Source organism: Streptomyces sp. NPDC051109, from assembly GCF_044455885.1.
In the GTDB taxonomy this organism is placed as follows: domain Bacteria; phylum Actinomycetota; class Actinomycetes; order Streptomycetales; family Streptomycetaceae; genus Streptomyces.
Genome location: NZ_JBITFF010000010.1, coordinates 198523 through 221140, shown reverse-complemented (window position 1 = coordinate 221140; position 22618 = coordinate 198523). Strand labels below are relative to the sequence as shown.

The window sequence follows — 22618 nt, the reverse complement described above, 5'->3', positions numbered from 1 at the left end:
ACGCACCTCACGCGCGCCGCTGCCCCCGCACGGCCCCGACAGAGAGCACCACGATGACCCAGTCCTCCCCGCCCCGCCACGCCGTCGTCATCGGCGGCAGCATGGCCGGCCTGCTCGCGGCGGCCGTGCTCGCCGAGCACGCGACGGTCACGATCATCGACGCCGACACGCTGCCCGACAGCCCGGCGCCGCGGCGCGGACTCCCGCAGGCCCGCCACGTCCACGTCATGTGGTCGGGCGGGGCGCGCGCCATCGAGAAGATACTCCCGGGCATCACCGACGCGTGGACGGCGGCCGGAGCGATCCGCCGCAGCCTGCCCACCGATCTGGTCACCATGACCGCCCAGGGCTGGATCCCGCGCTGCGGGGAGAAGCAGTTCAACATCTCGTGCAGCCGCGACCTCCTCGACGCGGTGGTCCGCGCCCGGGTGACCGGCCTGCGCGGTGTCACCACGCTCCAGCAGAGCCGCGTACGGGCCCTGGAGGGCACGGCGGCCCGGGTCACCGGCGTCCGCGTCGACACCCCCGGCGAGCAGAACCGGCTGCTGGCCGCCGACCTCGTGGTCGACGCGAGCGGGCGCGGCTCCCGGGCCCGGGCCTGGCTCCAGGAGCTGGGGGTCGGCGGGATCAGACAGGCCCAGGTCGACTCCGGCCTGGTGTACGCGACCCGGATATTCGAAGCACCCGCAGGGGCCCACGAGATGGGCTTCCCCATCGTCAACGTGCAGTCCGATCCGCGGGTGTACGTCCCCGGCCAGACCGCGACGATCGTCCCCATCGAGAACGGCCAGTGGCAGGCCACCCTCTCCGGCACCCGCGGGGGCCAGCCCACCGGCGACCCCGACCGGTTCATCCCGTTCGCCAAGGGCCTGCGCGATCCGATCGTCGGCGAGCTCCTCGACGGCAGGAAGCCCCTGACCGACATAGCCGTGACCCAGGGCACCGCCAACCGCCGGGTCTACTTCGAGAAGGCGGACCTGCCCGACGGCTTCTTCGCCGTCGGCGACTCCGTCGCCACCTTCAACCCGCTGTACGGGCAGGGCATGACCGTCGCCGCGCAGGGACTGCTGGCCGTACGGACCCTGCTGCGCACGCAGGGCCTCGCCCATCCCTCTTTCGGCCGCGAGGCGCAGCGCGCCCTCGTCCCGCAGGTGTCCACCGCCTGGGAGCTCGCCACCTCGCAGGACATCCTGTACCCGGGGGCCACCGGCATGAAGCCGCGGGCCGGTGTCGGGCTGCTCAACGCGTACGTCAACCGGCTGATGACCGGGGCCACCACGCGGGAGGCGCTGACCGCCGCGTTCCTCCAGGTCATCACCATGAGCAGCACGCCCGCGTACTGGCTGCGCCCGTCGGTGGTCTGGCGGGTGCTGCGCGCCTCGGACCGGGGCGCGCTGAAGGCGCCGCCGCTGACCGCGGCGGAGCGGGCCGTCGCGGGGCTCGACCAGGGCGCCGGACCGGTCGATCCCGTGGGCCCCGTCGGTCAGGCGCGATGAACGACGGTCTCATCCTCTACGTTCCCGGGTCGGTGATGATCCTGGCGCTGCTGATCAAGGCGCCGACCCTGCGCCGGGGCTGGGACCAGCCGCTCATGCGGGCCGTGTGCACCCTGCTCGTCGTCGGCTGCCTCGTCATGTTCCTGGCGGCGCCGCCGACGATCTCCGCGGTCAACCGGCTCACCGGGATCGTCAACTTCTCGGCCCCGCTGGTGTACAGCGCGCTGACCGCGTTCTCGGGCTCGTGCATCGTCCTGGTCCTGCAGTGGGGCGGCGGCCCTCCCGCCGTCGTACGCCGGGCCACCCGGCTGACGGTGGCCGTGTTCAGCGCCGTCACGCTGCTCATCGTCGTCCTGTTCACGATCGGCGACGCGCCCGTGGAGCGCCTGCGCGACCTGGACACGTACTACGCCAACACGCCCTGGCTGCGCGAGATGATCGTCTGCTACCTGCTCGCGCACACCGTCGGCAGTTCGACGCTGACCCTGCTGTGCTGGAAGTGGCTGCTGCGCGTGCGCCCCTCGCTGCGCCCGCTGCGCACCGGACTGGCCCTGATCGTGCTCGGCGGGGTGCTGGACCTGGGATACCTGGTCACGAAGTGGGCGGCGGTGGGCGCCCGCTGGGCGGGCCGCGACTGGGACGGCCTGTCCACCTACGTCGCCCCGCCGTTCGCCTCCGCCGCCGCGCTGATGGTGGGCTCGGGGTTCATCGTCCCGCTGGTCGGCGGCTCGGCGGCCTGGCGGGACTTCAGCCGGTACCGGCGGCTCCACCCGCTGTGGAAGGCGCTGCGGGGCTTCGCCGCGTCCAGTGTGACGACGGTGCCGCTGACCTGGTGGTCGCCGATCGGCATCCGGCTGATCCACCGCGAATCGGTGATCGACGACGGCATCCTGGCCCTGGCCTGCTGGTTCGACCCGGCCGTACGGGGCGCCGCGTACGAGGCCGCCCTCGGCCAGGGCATGTGCGAGTCGAAGGCCTCGGTCGTGGCCGATGCGGCCATGCTCGCCGCGGCCTGCCGGCGCCGGGAGGCGGCCGCGGCCGCCGAAGCCGCGGAAGCCGCCGACCGGGCGGCCGCGGCCGACCAGGGGCTGCCCGAGCCCTACCGGCTGGACTCCCGGCCGCTGACCGCACTGGCGCGGGAGTTCCGCACCTCCCCCATCGTGGCGGCCGTACGGCGGGACCCGGACCCGGCCGCGCTCTGAACCCCCGGGCGGCCTGACCGGGAGGCCGGTGCGGGCAGCGCGGGCAGCGCAGCACCCGGTGGGGGCGCCGGCCGGACTCACCGGCCGGACTCAGCCGACCAGGACGTCCTCGGGCTCGGGATTGCGGGCGAGCCAGGCCCCGTACGCCCGCACCCGGCGCCAGTGCTGGAGCTGGTCGAGGGCGAACGTGGCCCGCGGGGAGGCCTCCGGGCGCGGCTCCAGCCCGCGCGCCAGCCGGTGCAGCTGGAAGCGTACGAAGGCCAGCAGCGCGGCGCCGGCCAGGTCCCGGTCCTTCCACCGCAGCCGATCCACGAGCACCCTCACGTCCTCCCCGGCGCGCCAGCGGGCGGGCAGGTCGGGCCGGAACGCCAGCGCCGAGGCGAGCCCGACGACGGACACCCCGCGTGCCAGGACCTTCCTCGCGGTCTCCTGCCGGCCTATACCGCCGGTCAGCATCAGCGGCATCGTGGCCGCGTCCAGGAACTGCTCGGCGAAGGACAGGAAGTAGGCCTCCCGCTCCAGGGTGCGCAGATCGGCGGTACGGCCCAGGGTCGCGGGGCTCTCGACGCTGCCGCCGGACAGTTCGACGAGGTCGACGCCTAGGCCGCCGAGGGCCGTGAGGACCTGCGCCGCGTCCTCGGTGTCGAAGCCGCCGCGCTGGAAGTCGGCGGTGTTGAGCTTGACGCCGACCGCGAAGCCGGGGCCGACCTGCGCGCGGACCGCCCGGACGACCTCGGTGAGCAGCCGGACCCGGTTCTCCAGGCTGCCGCCCCAGCGGTCGGTGCGCCGGTTGACCAGCGGGGAGAGGAACTGGCTGAGCAGGTAGCCGTGGGCGGCGTGGATCTGCACCCCGTCGAAGCCGGCCTCCTCGGCCCGCCGGGCCGTGACGGCGAACCGGGCGACGGTGGCCTCGATGTCGGCCTCGGTCATCGCGGTGGGGCGGGCGAAGCGCTTGGTGTGCTTGCCGAGGCTCACCCCTACGTCGGAGGGCGCCCATGCCGTGCCGGGCATCTCGGAGCCGACCTGCCGGCCCGGGTGGTTGATCTGCATCCAGACCCGGCCGCCGCCCCCGGACGCGGCCTCGGCCCAGCGGCGGAAGGGGGCGAGCGGGGAGCGGGCGTCGAGGACGATGGTGCCGGGCGCGGTCAGCGCCCGGCGGTCGACCATCACGTTCCCGGTGATCAGGAGTCCGGCGCCGCCCCGCGCCCAGCGGCGGTAGAGGCGCTCGATGCGCTCGTCCGGCAGCTGGCCGGCCCCGGCGAGGCTCTCCTCCATGGCCGCCTTCGCCAGGCGATTCGGCAGGGTGGTGCCGTTGGGCAGCTCCAGTGGCGTGAACAGGTCCATCAGCAGTCTCCCCAGGAAACGTGTTGCACGTGTCATCGCGCGCCCCGGGGCAAAAGATACCGCCCGCTCCCCGCCGCCGGGCAGGCTGCGGCCGCAGCATTCCGGACACCGCGGAACGCGGAACGCCCCGGGCCCGAGGGCCCGGGGCGTCACCCGTACGGTGCGTGCGCGTACGGAGCGTTCCCGTACGGGGTCCCCACGCGGGGTGCGACGGCGGTCAGAGGTCCGCGAGCTCCAGCCCGGCCTGGGCGGCGGCCGCCCGGACGGTCTGCTCCAGCAGGACCGCGATGGTCATGGGGCCGACGCCGCCGGGGACCGGGGTGATCAGCGAGGCGCGGGCGGCGGCCGACTCGAAGTGGACGTCGCCCACGTTGCCCTCGTTGTAGCCGGCGTCCAGGACCACGGCGCCCGGCTTGATGTCCTCGCCGCGGATGAACTCGGCCTTGCCGACGGCGGCGACCAGCACGTCGGCCTGGCGGACGATCGACGGCAGGTCCACGGTGCGGGAGTGGCAGTAGGTGACGGTGGCGTTCTGCTCCAGCAGCAGCATGCCGGCCGGCTTGCCCAGGATCGCGCTGCGCCCGACGACCACGGCGTGCTTGCCGGTCAGGTCCACGTCGTACTCGGCGAGGAGCCGCATGATGCCGCCCGGGGTGCAGGACACGAAGCCCGGCAGCCCGAAGCCCATGGCGGCGAAGGAGTGCATGGTCACGCCGTCGACGTCCTTGCCCGGGGCGATGGCCTCGAATGCGGCGCGCTCGTCGATGTGGTGCGGAACCGGGTGCTGGAGCAGGATGCCGCTGATCTCCGGGTCCTCGGAGAGGGCGGTGAGGGCGGCGACGAGCTCCTCGGTGGTGGTCTCGGCCGGGAGCTCCACGTGGCGGGAGGTGATCCCGGCCTTGGCGCAGCGGTTCTGCTTCATCTTCACGTACGTCACGGACGCCGGGTCCTCGCCGACCAGCACGGTCGCGAGGCAGGGAGCGGTGCCGGTGCGCTCGGTGATCTTCGCCGCGAGGGCGGCGGTCTGCTCCGAGATGCGGCGGGCGAGGGCGGTGCCGTCCATCTGCCGGGCGAGGCCGGCGGCAGTGACAGGGGCAGTCTGGGCAGTCGTCACGGGGTCTCCTGAGCGTCGCTGCGGATCGCGGATCGCGGGTTCGCGGTTCGCCCAGGCGCGCGGCAGGAGACGTACGTGCGGTCGTACGCCGGGCCGCTCCCCGGTGGTGATCCACCCGAACGCCAGTCACGGCCCGCCTCCACTCTAATGGACCCCGCCCGCGGGTGCGGTGGCCCGCGGGCGGAGTCCATGCACGGGATCCGGTCAAACCGGTGGATCACCGGCGCCATGCCTGGGACGATCGAGACATGACGCGCACTTTCGATCACCTGGTCGCGGAAGCCGAGTCCGTTTCGGTCGACGGCTGGGACTTCTCCTGGCTCGACGGCCGGGCCACCGAGCAGCGCCCCTCCTGGGGCTACCAGCGGCTGCTCGCCGAGCGCCTCGCCCGGGTCCGCTCCGCCCTCGACATCCAGACCGGCGGCGGAGAGGTGCTCGCCGGGGCCGGGCCGCTGCCCCCGCTGACGGCGGCCACCGAGTCCTGGCCGCCGAACATCGACAAGGCGACCCGGCTGCTGCACCCGCTGGGCGCGGTCGTGGTCGCGGACGCGGACGAGCCGCCGCTGCCGTTCGGCGACGAGGCCTTCGAGCTGGTCGCGAGCCGGCATCCGGTGACCATCTGGTGGGAGGAGGTCGCACGGGTCCTGCGCCCGGGGGGTACGTACCTCTCGCAGCAGGTCGGGCCGGCGAGCGTCTTCGAGCTCGTCGAGTACTTCCTCGGCCCCCAGCCGGAGGAGGTCCGCCGCTCCCGGCACCCCGACGACGCGGCCGCCGACGCCGCCGGGGCGGGCCTCGAAGTGGTGGATCTCCGCTCCGAGAGACTGCGTACGGAGTTCCACGACATCGGAGCCGTGATCTACTTTCTGAGGAAGGTGATCTGGATGGTGCCCGGCTTCACGGTCGGGCAGTACCGGGACCGCTTGCGCGAGCTCCATGAACGGATCGAGCGTGACGGCCCGTTCGTGGCGCACACCGCCCGTTTCCTCATCGAGGCTCGCAAAAAGGGCTGACGGGAAAAGGGCGGCGCGGGCGCGGACGGATCCACGGCCGAACGGTTGCGCGCCCACAGCGTGGCGCAGGTCACTCAATTCAGCGCGTAACGAATCGACTCGGGCATGCGATGAACCGACAGGTGTCCTCGCGCGGCCCCGGAATACAGACCCCCCTCGGGTCTGTTTCCCGAGTCCGCGCGATGATGTCCCGCCCACTCCCTATCTGTTCGCAACGAGAGGCTCCTTGTGTCGCTCAGCCCGTCCCGTACGTTCCCTCCGGAGATCGCCGAATCGGAGGCCCTCGTCGCGCTCGTCGAGCGCGGCCGCGAGCAGGGTCACATCAACGGTGACGACGTGCGCCAGGCCTTCGAGGCCGGACGCATCCCGGTGGACCAGTGGAAGCGGGTCCTGCGCAGCCTGAACCAGGTCCTGGACGAGGAGGGCGTCGCGCTGCACGTCAGCGCCGCCCCCGCCACGAAGGCCGCCGCGAAGAAGCCCCGCAAGGCGGCCGCCGCGCCTGCCCGCACCGTGACCAAGAAGGCGGCCGCCGCGCCGCGCCCCATCGGCGCGCGCAAGGCCTCGGCCAGCGCGGCCCCCGCCACCGCGGCGGCGATATCCGCTTCGCCGGCCGCGGCGGCCGAGGACGAGGTGGCGGCCGACGCCGTCGCCGAGCCGAAGAAGCGGACGGTCAAGAAGACCGCCGCGAAGAAGACCGCGGTGAAGAAGACCGCCGCCGCGGCCAAGAAGACCAGCGCCAAGGACGCCGACGAGGGCGAGACCCCGGCCGCCGAGGGAGAGGACTGGGCCGCCGAGGACCTCGTCGACGACGTCGAGGAGGAGGCCCCGAAGGCCGGCGGCACCCAGGGCTTCGTCCTGTCCGACGACGACGAGGACGATGCCCCGGCGCAGACGGTCATGGTGGCCGGCGCCACCGCCGACCCCGTCAAGGACTACCTGAAGCTGATCGGCAAGGTGCCGCTGCTCAACGCCGAGCAGGAGGTCGAGCTCGCCAAGCGCATCGAGGCGGGTCTCTTCTCCGAGTACAAGCTCGAAGAGGAGGAGGACCACAAGCCCGCGTTCAAGCGCGAGCTGGAGATCCTCGTCGAGGACGGCCGCCGGGCCAAGAACCACCTGCTGGAGGCCAACCTCCGCCTCGTGGTCTCGCTGGCCAAGCGCTACACGGGCCGCGGCATGCTCTTCCTGGACCTGATCCAGGAGGGCAACGTCGGTCTGATCCGCGCCGTGGAGAAGTTCGACTACACCAAGGGCTTCAAGTTCTCCACGTACGCGACCTGGTGGATCCGGCAGGCGATCACGCGTGCCATGGCCGACCAGTCGCGCACCATCCGCATCCCGGTGCACATGGTCGAGATCATCAACAAGCTGGCGCGCGTCCAGCGCCAGATGCTCCAGGACCTCGGCCGGGAGCCCACTCCGGAGGAGCTGGGCAAGGAACTCGACATGACCCCCGAGAAGGTCATCGAGGTCCAGAAGTACGGCCGCGAGCCGATCTCCCTGCACACCCCGCTGGGTGAGGAGGGCGACAGCGAGTTCGGTGACCTCATCGAGGACTCCGAGGCGGTCGTGCCGGCCGACGCGGTGTCGTTCACGTTCCTCCAGGAGCAGCTCCAGTCGATCCTGGGCACGCTCTCGGAGCGCGAGGCGGGCGTCGTCTCGATGCGCTACGGCCTGAACGACGGCCAGCCGAAGACCCTGGACGAGATCGGCCGCGTGTACGGGGTCACCCGTGAGCGCATCCGCCAGATCGAGTCCAAGACCATGTCGAAGCTGCGCCACCCGTCGCGTTCGCAGGTGCTGCGCGACTACCTCGACTAAAACGCGAGGTCAGCCCGTGGGTACGCGGCGCGCCCGGTGTGGGCGCGCCGCGTACCCGGAGCACCTCAGTTCTCCAGGAGGTGCTTCAGCTTCTCCTCGTTGCGCGGCATCTCCTTGCGGGCGTACGGCTTGACCACGAGCGGGGCGATCACCCGGCCGATGCCGTGCCCCTGGAAGTCGAGGTCGAGGGTCACGCGCGAGCGCTTTCCCCCGTCGAGGGGCTCGATCGTGCCGCGCACGTCTCCGCGGACGGGTCCGCGGATCCCTTGGATGTGCCAGCTCCGCGGCTTGTCGAGCTCCGTGACCTCCATGGCCATCGGGAACTCCCGCCCGCCCATGCGCCGGGTGATCACGACCTGCGAACCGACGTGGAGGGGTCTGCCGTCGAGCGGGCGGGCGGAGACGGCGCTGTCCTGCCACTCCGGCAGGTGCGTGGGGTCCGTCACGTAGTCGAAGACGTCTTCGGGACTGCGGGAGATGTCGATGCTTTCTCTGATCGCGGACATGGCGACCCCTTAGTGCCCCCTGCTTGTCCTCTCGTTCCAAACTACCGCGCAGGTCAGGCGGTGACCCGGTGCTTTCGGGCGGACATCGCGGCGTGGACGAGGACACCGGCGAAGAGGAACAGGACGCCCTGGTAGACGGCCGCGTAGCCGGAGCCGGCGACCAGCCACATCGAGAAGCCGAAGGCCAGGCCGGCGAGGATGCCGTCGCGGACCAGGAGGCCGCGGTGGACGCGCTCGGACTGCCCGGAGAGCAGGAAGTAGATCTGCGCGGCGGTGGAGAGCAGGTACGGGACGGTCGCCGTGAAGGTGGTCACCAGGACGAGGACCTCGAACACCCCGTCCGAGCCCGCCGTGTAGTTGTAGATCGTCAGGCCGGAGGCCAGGGCGACGGTGACGAGCACGCCGGCCACCGGGACGCCCCGCTTCCTCGTCTCGAAGACCTTGGGGAAGAGCCCGTCGCGGGCGGCGGCGTACGGGGTCTGCGCGCTGAGCAGGGTCCAGCCGTTGAGGGCGCCGAGCATCGAGATCACGGCCGCGCAGGCGACGAGGGTGCCGCCCCAGGTGCCTCCGAACATGGCGTTGACGGCGTCGGTGAACGGGGCCTGGGAGGCGACCAGCTTGTCGTGGGCGACCAGGCCGAAGACGGAGAGGGTGCCCAGCAGGTAGACGGCGGCTGCGCCGGCGGTGCCCAGGATCGTGGCCCGGCCGACGTTGCGGGCGGGGTCGCGGACCTCGCCCGCGCTGACGGCGGCCGACTCCACGCCGAGGTAGCTGAAGAGCAGGATCGCCGCGGCGGCGGAGACCGCGCCGACGGGGCTCTGGCCGGTGGCCTGGAAGGGACCGAGGTTCGCCGGGTCGAAGAAGAACAGCCCGCCGACGGCGACCAGCAGCAGCGGGACGAACTTCAGTACCGTGGCGACCAGTTGGACGGCGCCGACGTAGCGGGTGCCGGCGAGGTTGGCGAGCGCCGGGAGCCACTGCACGGTGAGGGCGGCCAGGCACATCGCCGCCTTGTGCTCCCCGATGGCCGGGAAGAGGACGGTGAGGTAGCCGACGGCCGCCACCGCGAGGGCCGCGTTCGAGACCCAGGCCGTGATCCAGTAGCTCCAGGCCGCGAGGAACCCGGCGAAGTCGCCGAACGCGGCGCGGGCGTAGACGTACGGGCCACCCGTCTGGGGGAGCCGCTGCGCGAGCCGGCCGAAGACCAGGGCGAGGGCGATCGCGCCGGCGGTGAGCACGCCGAAGGCGACCAGGCTGATCGTGCCGAAGGGCGCCACCGAGGCGGGCAGCAGGAAGATCCCGCCGCCGATGATGTTGCCCATGACCAGGCAGGTCGCGATCGGGAGGCCGAAGCGCCGGGCGTGGGGGTCGCGGTCCTGCCCGGGGGGTGCGGCGGCCTCGGCGGGCAGGGTTGCGGTGCTGGTCATCGGTGGTGCGCCTCTGGGATGTCTCACATGCTGGGCAGGGTCAACACATGGTTGACCAGCGTGCGGGCGTCGCAAAATCAGCGGATTTCGTCCCGCGCGGGCACCCCTGCGGAAGGAAGGCTTCCGCTATTTCCGCCCGGGGGCCGGGGTTCCTCCACCGGCCGGCCCGCGGGGTCCGCCGCCGACCCGCCCATCGGCGGGGCCACCGGCACCTGGGGCCCGTCCGCCTCCCGCAGCCAGCGCCGCAGCACCTCGTGCACCGCCTCCGCGCCCACCAGCTCCGGCTCCGGCTCCGACAGCTCCGTCGGCCACATCAGGAACGGGTGCCCCTGCTCCCCGCCCAGGCCGCCGTGCGAGCCGATCTGCTCCTCGAAGGCGTGCACCGAGCCCGTGAGCGGGTCGTACGCCGAGTTCACCATGACGTCGGCCGCGTGCGGGAAGGCGTCGGTCCGCCGGACCGCCTGCGCCGCACCCGGTCCGAACCGGGCCAGCAGTTCCTCCGCCGCGCCGGGCTCGTCGAGCCGGGCCGCCTTCCCGCCCGGGCCCAGTACCTCTCCGTCCACCAGCAGGAACCCGATGCCCGGATGGTCGGCCAGGGTCTCCAGCAGGGCCGGGTGCGCCCGCTCGATCCGCTCCCGCGAGGCCCGCCCCGGCAGGTCCGGGAAGGAGATCAGCCCGAGGTTGCCCGAGGCCAGCACCACCGGGTCCGGACCCCGCTCAGGGTGGGCCTCCACGCCCTCCTCCACCGGCCGGTGCAGGGCCGCGAGCACCGCCGCGCGGGCTTCGGCCCCGCTGCGGGTGCGGCCGGCCCGGCGGGAGACCGGCAGTCCGCAGCCCGCGCGGACCAGGTCCTTCAGGGTGAGCCCGTACCGGCTCAGGAAGGTCTCCCCCGGGCTCTGGCCGTGGTCCGAGAGCAGCACGATGCGGTACTCCCGGGGCGCGTGCTCGGCGACGCGGGCGATCAGCGCGAGGCTCCGGTCGAGCCGGGCCAGCACCCGGTCGGTGTCCCGGCCGTGCGGCCCCGAGTGGTGGGCGACCTCGTCGTAGGCGACCAGGTCCGCGTAGATCGCGGCGCGTCCCGCGAGCATGTCGCCGATCACCGCCGCCACGACGACGTCCCGCTCGACGACCGTCGCGAAGGCGCGGATCAGCGGGTACAGCCCGCCGCGGGCCACCCGCGGCCGGTCCCCGCGCAGCCGGGCCCGCAACGACTGGCCGATCTCCCGGACGACCTCGGCGACGAAGGACAGCGCGGTGCGGACGGCGTTGGCCGGGTCGCAGAAGTACGCGAAGTAGCCCGCGCGGGAACGGTTCGCCCTGCCCCGCCGCGCCGAGACCGACAGCACGAGCGCCAGTTGGTCGGCGCCGCCGCTGAACAGGTTGCCCCGGCTCGCCCCGTCGAGGGTGAGCAGCCCGCCGTCCCCGGTGCGCGCGATGGCCCGGCGCTGGAGCTCGGCGGCGCTGGTCGGCCGGTTGCAGACCACCACCTCGCCGGTGTCCTTCTCGTACCAGCGGAAGGCGGGCACGTCGAAGGTGGACCCGTGCAGGATGCCGAGCTGGCTGGCGCCGGTCTGGCTGGACCAGTCGGTGCGCCAGGCCGCGATGCGGTGGCTGCCTTCCAGCCGGGCGGCCACCGTGGGCATCAGGCCGCTGCCCGCCGCGCGGCGCAGCGTCCCGTACCCGACGCCGTCGAGCTGGAGGAGGAGCAGGCCGGGGGCGGCCGGGCCGGCGCCGGACGCGCCCCGGCGCCGGGTACGCCGGCGGCGCCGGTCGGCGAGCCGGTAGAGCCGGCGCCGGTACGCCTCGTCGTCGCGCACGGCGAGCGCCGTCGAGGTCGCGGAGGCGACGGCGGACATGACGGCGGCCACCACCACGGCTGTCTCCGGGGCGACTTCGCCGCGCCCGGACGGGATCAGGCTGAGGGCGAGCAGCAGCAGCGAACCGTTGAGGAAGAAGACGAGCAGGCCGAGCACCAGGGCGGGCACCAGCAGCAGCGCCCGGACCAGCACCGGCCACACCAGCGCGCTCAGCAGGCCGAAGGCCCCGGCGCCCCAGGCGGCGGTCAGCCCGATCTCGGTGACGCTGTCCCCGTCGCCGGACTGGAGCCGGAAGTCGGGGAGGACGCCGGCCAGCGCGAGCATCGTGAGGGTGGACACCGCCCAGACGAGGATCACCCGCACCAGGGCGCCGCCCAGGGTCCGCCACCGTCCTCGCCACACGCCGTACCGCCTCGTGTCTCCCCCGGATCCGCGCCCCGCCCGCGGTCCCGGCCGCACCACCCAGCGTCGCACAGGGCGGCGGACGCGGCCGGGTGGCGGGGGTGGCGCACGGAGGTGCGAACCGCGATGACCGGGAGCTCGGGACGGAGCCGCGTGCCCTGCGTGCCCTGCGTGCCCGCGTGCCCCCGTCGCCCTACGTGCCGTCGTAGCCGGCGGTCGGCATGGACAGGCGGCGGTGCACCTCGGCCTTCATGGCGGAGGTGTACTGCGGCTCGGCGAGCCCCGCGGTCTCCAGCCGTACGCCGCGCCGCTCGCACTCGGCGGCGAACTCGTCGACGGAGCGCAGCGCGCGGGCCAGGACCCGGCGGTTGGGGGCGACGAACAGGTCGACCTGCCCTGCGTCCACGTCGCACCAGAGCCCGCAGTGGTCGGCACGCAGCCCGTAGAAGAGCAGCGTCCTCGTCACGACGTAGCCCCGGTCGGCCGCCCAGCGGGCGCACATGGCCTGCTGGCTGCGGGTGTCGACGGCGAAGGGGTCGGTGTCCAGGTCTTCGAGCGGGGCCAGGCTGGCGATAGCGGCCACGCGCAGCTCATCCATGCCGCCCGACCCTACTCCGATCCGCCGCCCGGGAGGGAGGGGGCGGCAGGCTTCGGTTCGACGCGTACGGGCGGGGCAAGCTCTGGGGGTGTGTCTCGCCGATCACGCCGGGCTCGCGGCGGCGGGCGCCGCCGCTCCCTGATCCGGCCTGATCGACAAGAACCCCCTAGGCTCAGGAGGGCCGGGGGACGCACGAGCGACGGGGAGGCCGGGTGCCGGTGGAGATCACCTGGTGGGGCCATGCCACGTGCACGGTCGAGGACTCCGGGGTGCGGCTGCTGACGGACCCGCTGTTCGCCCGGCGGCTCGCGCATCTGCGGCGGCGGCGCGGGGCACCGCCCCCGCCGGAGGCGGCCGAGGCGGACGTGGTGCTGGTCTCACACCTCCACGCCGATCATCTGCACCTGCCGTCGCTGGCCCGGCTGGCGCCCGGGACCCGCCTGCTGGTGCCCCGCGGGGCGCGCCGGGCCGTGCCGGGGCTCGCGCGGGTCGCGGCGGCGCGCGGGCTGCCCGTCACGGAGGTGGTTGCGGGCGACGAGGTCGGCGTACGGGCGGGCGTACGGGTCAGGGCGGTCAGCGCCCGGCACGACGGGCGACGGCTGCCGTTCGGGCCGCGTCTCGCGCCGGCGCTCGGGTACGTGGTCCAGGGCTCGGCGCGGACGTACTTCGCCGGGGACACCGGGCTGTTCGCGGCGATGGCCGAGGAGGTCGGGCCGGTGGACGTGGCCCTGCTGCCGGTCGGCGGCTGGGGCCCGTACCTGGGGCCGGGGCATCTGGATCCGGGCGGGGCGGCGCGGGCGCTGGCCGAACTGGCGCCGGCGGCTGCGGTACCGGTGCACTACGGGACGTTCTGGCCGATGGGGCTGGACGCGGTACGGCCGCACGAATTCCACTCGCCGGGCGAGGAGTTCGTGCGGCGGGCCCGGCAGCTGGCGCCGAAGGTGACGGTACGGGTGCCCGGCCACGGCGAGCGGGTGCGGCTGCCGTGACGGGGCACGGGCTCGACCACGGGCTCGGGGTGGCGGTGGTGGCGGCGGTCGGCCAGGTGCCTCCGGAGACGACCCGGCAGGCGGTGGGGTACCCGGCGCTGTTCCTGCTGGTGGCGCTGGGCGCTCTGGTGCCGGTGATCCCGACGGGGGCGCTGGTGAGCACGGCGGCGGTGGTGGCGTTCCATCAGCAGTCGGTGCCGTTCGGTGTGTTGCCGGTGTTCGGGGTTGCGGCGGTGGCCGCGTTCGCCGGGGACCTGGCCCTGTACTGGCTGGGGCAGCGCGGGGTGCGGTCGCGCAACGGCTCGCGGTGGCTGGAGGCGCTGCGGGGGCGGGCGACGCCCGAGCGGCTGGCCCAGGCGCAGCGGAAGCTGGACGAGCACGGGGTACTGGTCCTGGTGGTCTCCCGGCTGGTCCCGGCGGGCCGGATCCCGGTGATGCTGGCCTGCCTGCTGGCCCGGCTCCCGCTGCCCCGCTTCGCCCGCGGCGACGCCCCGGCCTGCCTCGCCTGGGCGGCGACGTACTGCCTGATCGGGATCCTGGGCGGCTCCCTGTTCTCGGAGCCGTGGAAGGGCGTGGCGGTGGCAGTGGCCGTGACCCTGCTGATCAGCGGGGCGCCGTCGGCGTGGCGCCGGCTGCGGAGCCGGTGACGTACCCGGTACCCGCGGCCGTCCGGGTCAAGGCTGTCGGCGCAGCCCCTCGACGGGGACCCCGACCAGCCGGCGCGCGTCGTAGCGGGGATCGGTCTCGGCGCCGATGCAGAGGTTTCCGATGCCGCGCATGAGTTGGTACGCGGTGAGGTCGGAACGGACCTCGCCCGCGGCGACCGCGGCGTCGGGGAGCTCGGTGCAGACCGGCAGGAGGCGGTCGAGGAAGGAGGAGTGCAGGGCCTCGAAGCCGGCGTTGTCCGCCTGCATCGCGGCCGCGAGCCCGTGCTTGGTGACCAGGAAGTCGACGAAGAGCAGCACCCGTTGCCCGAGGTCGGTGTGCGGGGTCGGGCCGGCGGCCAGCAGGGCCGGTCCGGCCTCGGCGCAGGCCTCGACCTGGTGGCGGTAGACGGCGATGACGAGGTCCGCCCGGGTGGGGAAGTGCCGGTAGACCGTGCCCAAACCGACGCCGACCTCGGCCGCGATGTCCCGTACGGGCGCCTCGACGCCCGAGGTGACGAAGACCGCCGCCGCCGCGTCCAGCAGGGTCTGCTGGTTGCGCAGGGCGTCCGTGCGCTTGGACGCGGGTGCCCCGTTCGCGGTCGGGCAGCTGTCGTCCACCGCGGCGCTCCTTCACCCGCAGCCCGGCCGCCAGGAGCCTGCTCACCCTGTTCGGGGCCGAGCCACTCGCTCGGCGGCTTCCCCGGATACGAGGTCGCCGAGACCACCGACGAGAGCCCCGCGCGCGTCGCCCTGATTTAGCGGCTCACCACGGCCTTCCTGCGCAGCGCCCTCTCCCCCGGGGACACCGGCTGGCAGACGGCGGCCACCGCCCTGGAGAACGACCCGGCTGCGCTCGGCAGACTGCAGAGCAAGTAGCGCCCGCCCGCGCGGACTTCGCCGACGGCGCTCATCGCCCGGTGGCACCGGACCCGGTTGCGCCGGCCCCGCCGGGTCGGAGCGTGCGCGAGCCGCCGATCGGCAGGTCCCAGAGGTCCTCCCGGGACAGCCCGGCCCGGGCCCATGCCGCCCGGACCCGCTCCAGCGGCTCCGTCACCGGCTCCGCCGACAGCACGAAGGTGCCCCAGTGCATCGGCGCCATGCGCCTCGCCCCCACGTCCCGACAGGCCCGGACGGCCTCCTCCGGATCGGCGTGGACATCTCTGAGCCACCACCGCGGCGCGTACGCCCCGATCGGCAGCAGCGCCAGGTCGATCCCCGGATGGCGCCGCCCGATCTCCCCGAACCAGTGCCCGTACCCGCTGTCCCCCGCGAAGTACACCTTCCTCGGCGTCTCGGCGGACCGCAGGTCGCTCAGCACCCATCCGCCCCACAGCGTGCGGCACGTGTCGAGCAGCGACCGCTTCGACCAGTGGTGCGCCGGGACGAAGTCGAACCGTACGCCGCCCAGTTCCGCGCACTCCCACCAGTCGAGCTCGGTGACCCGGGTGAAGCCGCGGCGCCGGCACCAGCGGGCCAGGCCGGCCGGGACGAAGAGCGGGGTGTGCCGGGGCAGCCGCTTGAGGGTGGGGGCGTCGAGGTGGTCGTAGTGGTTGTGGCTGATCACCACCGCGTCCACCGGCGGCAGTTCCTCCCAGCACACGCCGACCGGGGTCATCCGCGCCGGGGTGCCCAGGATGCGCCGCGACCAGACGGGGTCGGTCAGTACGGTCAGCCCGCCGATCCGCAGTACCCAGCTGGCGTGGCCCGCCCAGGTCGCGCAGAGCGTCCCGGGGCCGGCCGCGGGCAGCGGGGCGGGGGCGTACGGCAGGTCGGGGATGCCGCGCAGCCCGTCGGGGCCGGGGCGGAACGCGCCCTCGCGCGCGAGCCGGGCAAAGGCCCGTACCCCGGGCAGCGGCGTGGTCAGCCGATCGGCGAAGGAGCGCGGCCAGCTCCGTACCTCCCCCAACGGCCGCGGCGCCGCTCGGCGCCGGCCGGTGCCCGGGCGGACGTCAGCGGGCAGGGCCGCGTCCGCGAGGGCGGTGGGCGCGGGGCCCGGCGGTGCGGGGGTTTCCGTCTGATCCCTCATCAAGAGCTCTCCGTTCACCGCACAGCGGGCTCGTCGCGTCGGGCGGAAGGGGCGGGGCGGGGCGGGGCAGGCGGTCGGGAAGTCGGGAAGCGGGGGATCCGGCAAGCCGGGAGGCCGGGGGCTGGGAACCCGGGAGCCGGGAGGTCAGGAGCCCAGTCCGGCCAGGACCGATCCGAGGAGGTCCAGGGAGCTCCGTACGTGCGGGAGGCCGAGGGGGTCGCGCGCGGTGAGCGCGGCGAGCCGCTCCTCCGGGGTGGCGCCGAGCAGCGGGCCCGTCGACAGCCGGACCCGCAGTGCGCCCAGCTCGTCGGCGAAGCGCTGCCCGCCGGGGGTGGGCGCGCCGAGCCGGCCGCCCAGGTAGTCCTCCAGCTCCATCGCGTCGCGGACCCCCTGCCGGGCCAGCCCGGCGCGCAGCGGGGTCAGGTCGGCGTACAGGTGGCGCCCGGCCTGCGGCGGCCGGGCGAGCGCGCCGACGGAAAGCAGCTCCCGGTGGGCCGCGGCGGCGACCACCCCGTGCAGCGCCGCCGCGGCGTAGGCACGCCCGGCGACGGCGTCGGGTTCGTCGAGCGCGTAGGCCGCGGCCCCGGCGACCGGCCCCGCGACCATGGCCCCGGTCGCGGTGAGGATGTCGAGGGTGCGGGCCCGCAGCCAGGTGCCGCGCGGGGTGCCGGGGAAGCGGACCACGGCCGCCGGCCACCCGGCGGGCAGCAGCGCTCCGGACAGGTCGAGGAGGACGGCGGCCTGGTCGGGCAGCATCTCGGCCGGGCTCAGGACCAGGGTGTCGTGCGGCCGGTGGACGGTGTCGCGCCAGCTCTCGTCGCTGACGACGAACAGCCCTGCGTCCCCGGCGGCCTCGCAGGCCTCGCGCAGCATCTCGGGCGGGGGCACGGTCGCCGTCGGGTCGTCGGCTACCGACAGCAGCAGCACGCGCGGGTCGCCGCCCTCGGCGCGCACCCTCCGTACGGTCTCCAGCAGGGCGTACGGGTCCGGGATGCCGCCGCACTCGGCCGGGGTCGGCACGTGATAAGCCCGCCGCCCCAGCAGCCGGACCTGGGGGGTCCACCATGCGGGACAGGGCCGGGGCAGCATCACGTCGCCCCCGTACGCGCCGAGCAGTGCCAGCAGCAGGGCCGGGGCGCCGGGCCCGGCGGCCACGTTCTCCGGCGCGGTGGGCAGCCCGCGCCGCCCCCAGTGCCGGCAGGCGGCCTCGCGTACGGGCTCCCCGCCGCCCGGGGGTTCGGGGGCGGACCGCTCGGCGGCCGCGGCGGTGACGGCGGTGAGCTCGGGGAGCACGGGCAGGCCGGGCTGGGGCGCGGGCGGTCCGTAGCGGACCGGACCGCGGCCCTCCGCCGTGCGCTGCATCCCCGACACCTCGCCCTGCCTTCCCCGTTCCGTACGCGTACCGCCGACCCGATCGGCCATGCCCTTTATACGGCGATTCGAAGGGGTACGCCTGTTGTCGTCACCCGGCGGGCGGCGGAGGGCTCAGCCCTGCCTGCCCACCAGGGCCAGCAGCCGGGTCTGGGCGTTCGCGCCCGCGGGCACGTCCAGCGGCGCGGCGAACAAGCCGCTGGCCGCGAGCCCGTCGGCGTACGGCATGACCTCCTTGAGGGCGAACTCGACCAGCCCGTCCGGGAGCCGGTCGTCGGCGCCGATGCCCCGCGAGAGGTCCCAGGCGTGCACGATGCAGTCGGCGGTGAGCTCCGCGCAGTACGCCCGGGCCAGCGCGGGCCCGTACGAGAGCCTGACCGTGCGGTCCAGCGCCCCGGGCGCGGTGAACGCGGCGTGCGCCGCGCTCGACGCCCGCTCCCAGGCGCCGACCGGGTCCGGGCCGAGCACGTCGCCGGAGAACGCGTCGCCGATCTCCTCGATGGTGCGCCCGTCGGTGACCATCGGCGGGATCCAGAGCTGCTCGCCGGTGACGTGGTTGACCAGGTCGCGCACGCTCCATTCCGTGCAGGGGGTCGGGGCTCCCCATTGGCCCTCCTGGACGGCGCGCACCCGCTCTCCGAAGAGCCGCAGGGCCCCGGCGTGCTGTTCGAGCAGCGTGTCCGGCATGGCTCTCACCATCCTCTGCCAGCGGGCCGGATCTCTGGAGCCCACTGTCCTCGCGCCTCCCCCTCCCTGCCACCGGCCCTCGGATCCGCCGTGCCGCACAAGGCTCGTGTCCACATGTCAAAACGCATATCTCATCCATCGAACTGATCCCCTACGGTGATCACAACGCTTCAACGACGAGGAGGAGTCGGCTCATGGGCACCGGGGAGACGAAGGAAACCGCCGTCTACACGCACGGGCACCACGAATCCGTACTGCGCTCGCACCGCTGGCGCACCGCCGCGAACTCGGCGGCGTACCTGATCGGCGAGCTGCGGCCGGGGATGTCGGTCCTGGACGTGGGCTGTGGTCCGGGGACCATCACCGCCGACCTGGCGGAACTGGTCGCGCCGGGCGGCCGGGTCACGGCGGTCGACGCGGCGCGGGACGTCCTGGAGCAGGCCGCGGAGTACGTGCAGGAGCGCGGCCTGGCCGGCGCGGTCACGTTCGCCACCGCGGACGTGCACGCGCTGGACTTCCCGGACGGCTCCTTCGACGTGGTCCACGCCCACCAGGTGCTCCAGCACGTCGGCGACCCGGTCCAGGCCCTGCGGGAGATGCGGCGGGTGTGCCGGCCGGGCGGGATCGTGGCCGCCCGGGACGCCGACTACGCGGCGATGACCTGGTACCCGGCCGAACCGGGCCTGGACGCGTGGCAGGACCTGTACCGCCGGGTGGCCCGCGCGAACGGCGGCGAACCGGACGCCGGACGCCGCCTGCTGTCCTGGGCGAGGGCGGCGGGGTTCACGGAGGTGGCCTCGTCGGCGACGGCCTGGTGCTACGCCACCGCCGAGGAGGCCGCGTGGTGGTCCTCCTTGTGGGCGGACCGCACGACGGCCTCGGCGTACGCGTCCCTCGCGACGGGCGCCGGGCACGCCACACCGGCCGGCCTGACCGCCATCGCCGAGGCCTGGCACCGCTGGGCGGCGTCCCCGGACGCCTGGTTCTCGGTCCTGAACGGCGAAATCCTGGCCCGGGCCTGAGACCGGGCCGGGGCATCAGACCGGGCCGGGGCCATGAGGCCGGGCCGCGGCCATGAGGCGGGGCCGGGGCATGAGCCGTACCCGGGGCATGAGCCGTACCAGGGCGGCCCGGTCGGGCAGTCCGCCGGGCCGGGCAGGACTTTGCCGTCACCTCCTAGGTCGGCGGGCGCATGCGGAAGTTGTACGACGCGGGGAGCGGCCGGTGCGTTATGCGGGACCAGACCTCCGACAGGACCTCGTCGCCCTCGCGCAGGTCCGGGAGTTCGAAGCCGTCCTCGAACACCCGTCGGGCCGCACCCACGTGGCCCTCCGCGGCCAGCAGGCGCGCGGCCAGCAGGCGGAACCGGCCCTCCTCGCGGAGCGCCGGCCGCAGCCGGTCCCACACCGCCCGCGCCGCCGGCAGACGGCCGGCCGCCAGCAGCGCCGTCATCGCCTCCCGCCCCAGCGCGGACTCCGCGGCCGTCCACGGCTCGCCGCCCCGGCTCTCCTCGGCCAGGTCCTCGAAGGCCTCGGCGTAGCGCTGCGCCGCCCGCGCCTGGTCGCCGGCCAGCGCGTCCGCCACCGCCAGGCAGCGCAGCAGCGGCCACCGCGAGGGCGCCAGCGCCAGCCCGCGCTCCCAGCTGCGCACCGCCTGCGCCACATCGCCCGCGTGCCACTGGGCCACGCCGAGGTGGTACTCGGTCAGCGGATCCGCCGGGGCCGTCTCCAGCATGTCCCGCCAGTGCGGGGCGACCAGGCTGGGCCCCGGCGGCGCCACCCGCCGCGGGGCGGGGAAGACTCCGGTGCGCCACAGTTCCAGCCAGGGCGCCTGGGCCTCGCCGAGCTCCGACTCCGCGAAGGGGGTACCGGGCAGCTTGTGCCCGCCGCACAGCACCTCCAGCGCGCCCCACCCCGAGCCCGCCGCCAGCCGCTCCCCGGGTTCGGTGTCGGCGCACCCGCGCCACGCCCCGTACGCCTCCTCGACCCGTTCCGGGGGCAGGGCGGCCGCCAGGGCCGTCTCCGCGGCGGACCGGGCCGACGCCCAGTCGGGGCCGTGCACCGGCCCCGGGTCCGCGGCCAGCGGTCCGTACGCCTCCAGCCAGCTGAACTCGGCCCCGGCCTCCAGTCGTACGTGCTCCAGCTGGGTCCGGGCGAGGCCGGCCTGGATCTCGGCGTAGCCTCCGGTGCCGGGCTCGGTCAGCCACTCCTGCCAGCGCCGACCCCCCTCCCCCGAGCCCCAGACGAACAGTTTGCGCCCGCGCAGCCGGGCCGTGGAGGTCTGGACGAGCCCGCGCCCCTCGGCGTCCAGCGAGGCGATCCACGGCCGGGCCCCGTCCGGGACCTCGTAGAAGAAATCGGCCGGGTACTCGCTGCGCAGCGGGTACGTACGGTCCTCGTCCTCCCAGCGCGGCACGGGGATCCGCCGCAGCGCGCGCTCGTACCCGAAGTGCCAGGCCTCGTCGGCGGGGGCGAGCACCCGTGTGCCGGGGTCCTCCGGGACGGCGATGTTGGACCACCAGTACACGGGGACGGCGCGTTCGTGCGGATTGCGGACGCGGACGCCGACGTACAGGAACTCGGAGTCCTCCGGCAGCCACAGGTCCACCTGGAACGGGAGGTCGCGCAGCCGCTCCCACTCCCAGAGGCGCACCATCACGCCCCCGTCGGGCGCCGGTACGAGCGCGGCGTGCAGCGGGGCGCAGGAGAGGGTGGTGTGGCCCGTGGCGCCGATGTTCCACTCGATGCCGCCCGAGAACCAGGCGCCGTTGAGGGCGAAGTTGGCGGGCTGGAACACCGGGTTGCGGTAGAGGAGTTCACGCCCGGTGGGCACGTGCACGAGTGAGTGGACGCGGCCGCCGAGTCCGGGCAGCACGGTGACCCGCAGGTGCGCGTTCTCGATGACGAGGACTTCGAACTCGCGTTCCTGCCTGCGCCGTTGGTAGCCGTCCCGCAGTCGTACGGGCAGCAGCGAGCGCAGCGGCTCGTACCCGATCTGCCGGGCCATGTCGCGCGGGAGCCCCTCGCGCCCGGGGGTGCCTCCCAGCGGCGGCCGGGCGGGCTCGTCCAGCGTGTGCGCGTCGGCGGGCGCGCGCAGTGCGGGCAGCGGGTTCTCGGGGCCCAACGGGGCTGCGGGCAGGTTCAGTACGGCGCGGCGGACGGTGGTGGCCATGCAGGAAATGGAACACGCCGGGACGGCCGGTGCACAGGGGTTCCGCGGATCACCACCGGTCAGGATTGCGCAAAGCCCTGGCCGGAGCGCTACGCGAACGCACCGGCGACCAGGTCCGCGAGCAGCGCCGCGGACCGCCCCTGCGGGTCGAGGTCCGGGTCGTAGACGGTGACGTCGAGGCCGACGCAGCGCGGGGAGCCCAGCAGGACGGAGAGCAGTCCGGCGAGTTCGCCGGGGAGCAGGCCGCCGGGGTCGGGGCTGTCGACGGCGGGCATCACCTCGGGGTCCAGCACGTCGGCGTCGAGGTGGACCCAGAACCCGTCGGTGTCCGGCGGATGGAGGCCGTCGAGCGCGGCGCGGGCCACGGCGGTGGCGCCGCGGGCCCGGATGTCCCCGACGGTGGCCGTGGAGATCCCCGCGGCGCGCAGCTCGGGCAGGTCCCCGTCGCCGTCGCGCAGTCCGAAGAGCCGTACGTCCTCGTCCCGGAGGTAGGGTCCGCGCCCTTCGAGGTCGGCGAGGTCGGCCTGGCCGCGGCCGGTGGCGAGGGCGAGCTCCTCCCCGGCGGCCGCTCCGACGGGGCCGTTGACGGCTTCGTTGCCGGGGTGGCGGAAGTCGGCGGAGCCGTCGATCGCGGCCAGTCCGTACCGCCCGACGCGGCGCATGGCGAGACTGGCGCCGAGCTGGATCGAGCAGTCACCGCCGAGGACGACGGGGAACTCCCCGGCGCGCAGGTGTCTTTCGATCCGGTCGGCGAGGGCGAGGGTGTAGGCGGCGAGGGGGCCGGCGTGGAAGACCCCGTCGCCCTCCCGCCAGTCGCCACGGTCGTAGCGCGGCGGCACGACCACTCCGCCCTCACGGGCGCCGAGCCGGTTCAGCAGGCCCTGCTCGCGCAGGGCGCCCGCCAGTTTGTAGACGCCGGGGACGGTGGCGGGTGCGGGCGGGCGCAGGCCCAGGTTGGACGGGGCGTCGAGGAGCACCAGGTTTCGCATCTCC

At 74.5% G+C, this 22618-nt stretch carries 19 protein-coding genes, 1 pseudogene and 1 riboswitch; of the genes and pseudogenes, 8 read left to right on the top strand and 12 right to left on the bottom strand.

Annotation, left to right across the window (positions count from 1 at the left end; genetic code table 11):
- The first annotated feature begins 53 nt into the window (after positions 1–53).
- Both ACIBAD_RS20560 and ACIBAD_RS20555 read left to right on the top strand, forming a co-directional pair.
- On the top strand, positions 54–1496 hold the full coding sequence (locus ACIBAD_RS20560; RefSeq protein WP_134069915.1) for an FAD-dependent monooxygenase: 1443 nt from the start codon (positions 54–56) through the stop codon (positions 1494–1496).
- Positions 1493–2698: an MAB_1171c family putative transporter gene (locus ACIBAD_RS20555; RefSeq protein ID WP_134069917.1), complete on the top strand. Its 1206-nt coding sequence runs from the start codon at positions 1493–1495 to the stop codon at positions 2696–2698. The genes ACIBAD_RS20560 and ACIBAD_RS20555 overlap by 4 nt, the downstream gene beginning before the upstream one ends.
- 90 nt (positions 2699–2788) lie before the next feature.
- Here the strand turns inward: ACIBAD_RS20555 and ACIBAD_RS20550 are convergent, their stop codons facing one another.
- Positions 2789–4042, bottom strand: a complete 1254-nt coding sequence (locus ACIBAD_RS20550; protein ID WP_398907967.1) for an NADH:flavin oxidoreductase/NADH oxidase family protein — start codon at positions 4040–4042, stop codon at positions 2789–2791.
- 217 nt (positions 4043–4259) lie between these two features.
- Positions 4260–5105: a bifunctional 5,10-methylenetetrahydrofolate dehydrogenase/5,10-methenyltetrahydrofolate cyclohydrolase gene (locus tag ACIBAD_RS20545; RefSeq protein WP_053689711.1), complete on the bottom strand. Its 846-nt coding sequence runs from the start codon at positions 5103–5105 to the stop codon at positions 4260–4262.
- 93 nt (positions 5106–5198) lie between these two features.
- Positions 5199–5296, bottom strand: a riboswitch (ZMP/ZTP riboswitch).
- 108 nt (positions 5297–5404) lie between these two features.
- Here ACIBAD_RS20545 and ACIBAD_RS20540 point away from each other — a divergent pair.
- Together ACIBAD_RS20540 and ACIBAD_RS20535 are read left to right on the top strand one after the other, a co-directional pair.
- On the top strand, positions 5405–6166 hold the full coding sequence (locus ACIBAD_RS20540) for a methyltransferase domain-containing protein (protein WP_134069919.1): 762 nt from the start codon (positions 5405–5407) through the stop codon (positions 6164–6166).
- A 228-nt stretch (positions 6167–6394) separates the two neighbouring features.
- Positions 6395–7984 (top strand): RNA polymerase sigma factor, encoded by a 1590-nt coding sequence (locus ACIBAD_RS20535; RefSeq protein WP_134069921.1) that lies wholly within the window; start codon positions 6395–6397, stop codon positions 7982–7984.
- Between the two features lie 65 nt (positions 7985–8049).
- Here ACIBAD_RS20535 and ACIBAD_RS20530 read toward each other — a convergent pair whose 3' ends face one another.
- The 4 genes from ACIBAD_RS20530 to ACIBAD_RS20515 all read right to left on the bottom strand — a co-directional run bounded on the left by ACIBAD_RS20530 (position 8050) and on the right by ACIBAD_RS20515 (position 12734).
- Complete coding sequence (locus ACIBAD_RS20530; RefSeq protein ID WP_134069923.1) at positions 8050–8490, bottom strand: SRPBCC family protein; 441 nt, start codon at positions 8488–8490, stop codon at positions 8050–8052.
- Between the two features lie 53 nt (positions 8491–8543).
- Positions 8544–9917, bottom strand: a complete 1374-nt coding sequence (locus ACIBAD_RS20525; protein WP_134069925.1) for an amino acid permease — start codon at positions 9915–9917, stop codon at positions 8544–8546.
- 77 nt (positions 9918–9994) lie between these two features.
- The gene (locus ACIBAD_RS20520; RefSeq protein WP_398907966.1) at positions 9995–12136 is read right to left on the bottom strand and encodes a phage holin family protein; all 2142 of its coding nucleotides are present in this window, start codon (positions 12134–12136) and stop codon (positions 9995–9997) included.
- Between the two features lie 193 nt (positions 12137–12329).
- A complete protein-coding gene (locus ACIBAD_RS20515; protein ID WP_134069929.1) occupies positions 12330–12734 on the bottom strand; it encodes a hypothetical protein in 405 nt (134 codons plus the stop codon).
- A gap of 212 nt (positions 12735–12946) precedes the next feature.
- On the opposite strand from ACIBAD_RS20515, the gene ACIBAD_RS20510 reads away from it, so the two are divergent.
- Both ACIBAD_RS20510 and ACIBAD_RS20505 read left to right on the top strand, forming a co-directional pair.
- Entirely contained in the window at positions 12947–13723 is a 777-nt protein-coding gene (locus ACIBAD_RS20510; RefSeq protein ID WP_398907965.1) for an MBL fold metallo-hydrolase, read from the top strand.
- Positions 13724–13752: 29 nt separating this feature from the next.
- Positions 13753–14370 (top strand): DedA family protein, encoded by a 618-nt coding sequence (locus ACIBAD_RS20505; RefSeq protein ID WP_398907996.1) that lies wholly within the window; start codon positions 13753–13755, stop codon positions 14368–14370.
- A 27-nt stretch (positions 14371–14397) separates the two neighbouring features.
- Here ACIBAD_RS20505 and ACIBAD_RS20500 read toward each other — a convergent pair whose 3' ends face one another.
- A complete protein-coding gene (locus ACIBAD_RS20500; RefSeq protein WP_398907964.1) occupies positions 14398–14988 on the bottom strand; it encodes a TetR/AcrR family transcriptional regulator in 591 nt (196 codons plus the stop codon).
- A gap of 11 nt (positions 14989–14999) precedes the next feature.
- On the opposite strand from ACIBAD_RS20500, the pseudogene ACIBAD_RS20495 reads away from it, so the two are divergent.
- Positions 15000–15246 (top strand): annotated as a pseudogene (locus tag ACIBAD_RS20495) (chlorophyllase); the annotation flags it as partial.
- 31 nt (positions 15247–15277) lie between these two features.
- Here the strand turns inward: ACIBAD_RS20495 and ACIBAD_RS20490 are convergent.
- The 3 genes from ACIBAD_RS20490 to ACIBAD_RS20480 form a co-directional block, all read right to left on the bottom strand.
- The gene (locus ACIBAD_RS20490) at positions 15278–16396 is read right to left on the bottom strand and encodes an MBL fold metallo-hydrolase (RefSeq protein ID WP_134069933.1); all 1119 of its coding nucleotides are present in this window, start codon (positions 16394–16396) and stop codon (positions 15278–15280) included.
- Between the two features lie 144 nt (positions 16397–16540).
- Positions 16541–17758 (bottom strand): aminotransferase class I/II-fold pyridoxal phosphate-dependent enzyme, encoded by a 1218-nt coding sequence (locus tag ACIBAD_RS20485; RefSeq protein ID WP_398907962.1) that lies wholly within the window; start codon positions 17756–17758, stop codon positions 16541–16543.
- 123 nt (positions 17759–17881) lie between these two features.
- Positions 17882–18454, bottom strand: a complete 573-nt coding sequence (locus ACIBAD_RS20480) for a TIGR03086 family metal-binding protein (protein WP_398907961.1) — start codon at positions 18452–18454, stop codon at positions 17882–17884.
- Positions 18455–18648: 194 nt separating this feature from the next.
- Here ACIBAD_RS20480 and ACIBAD_RS20475 point away from each other — a divergent pair, with 194 nt between their 5' ends.
- A complete protein-coding gene (locus ACIBAD_RS20475; protein ID WP_134069939.1) occupies positions 18649–19476 on the top strand; it encodes a methyltransferase domain-containing protein in 828 nt (275 codons plus the stop codon).
- A 154-nt stretch (positions 19477–19630) separates the two neighbouring features.
- On the opposite strand, the gene ACIBAD_RS20470 is transcribed toward ACIBAD_RS20475, so the two are convergent.
- Both ACIBAD_RS20470 and ACIBAD_RS20465 read right to left on the bottom strand, forming a co-directional pair.
- Complete coding sequence (locus ACIBAD_RS20470) at positions 19631–21625, bottom strand: DUF5107 domain-containing protein (RefSeq protein ID WP_398907960.1); 1995 nt, start codon at positions 21623–21625, stop codon at positions 19631–19633.
- Between the two features lie 89 nt (positions 21626–21714).
- Entirely contained in the window at positions 21715–22614 is a 900-nt protein-coding gene (locus tag ACIBAD_RS20465; protein ID WP_398907959.1) for an arginase family protein, read from the bottom strand.
- Positions 22615–22618: the final 4 nt, after the last annotated feature.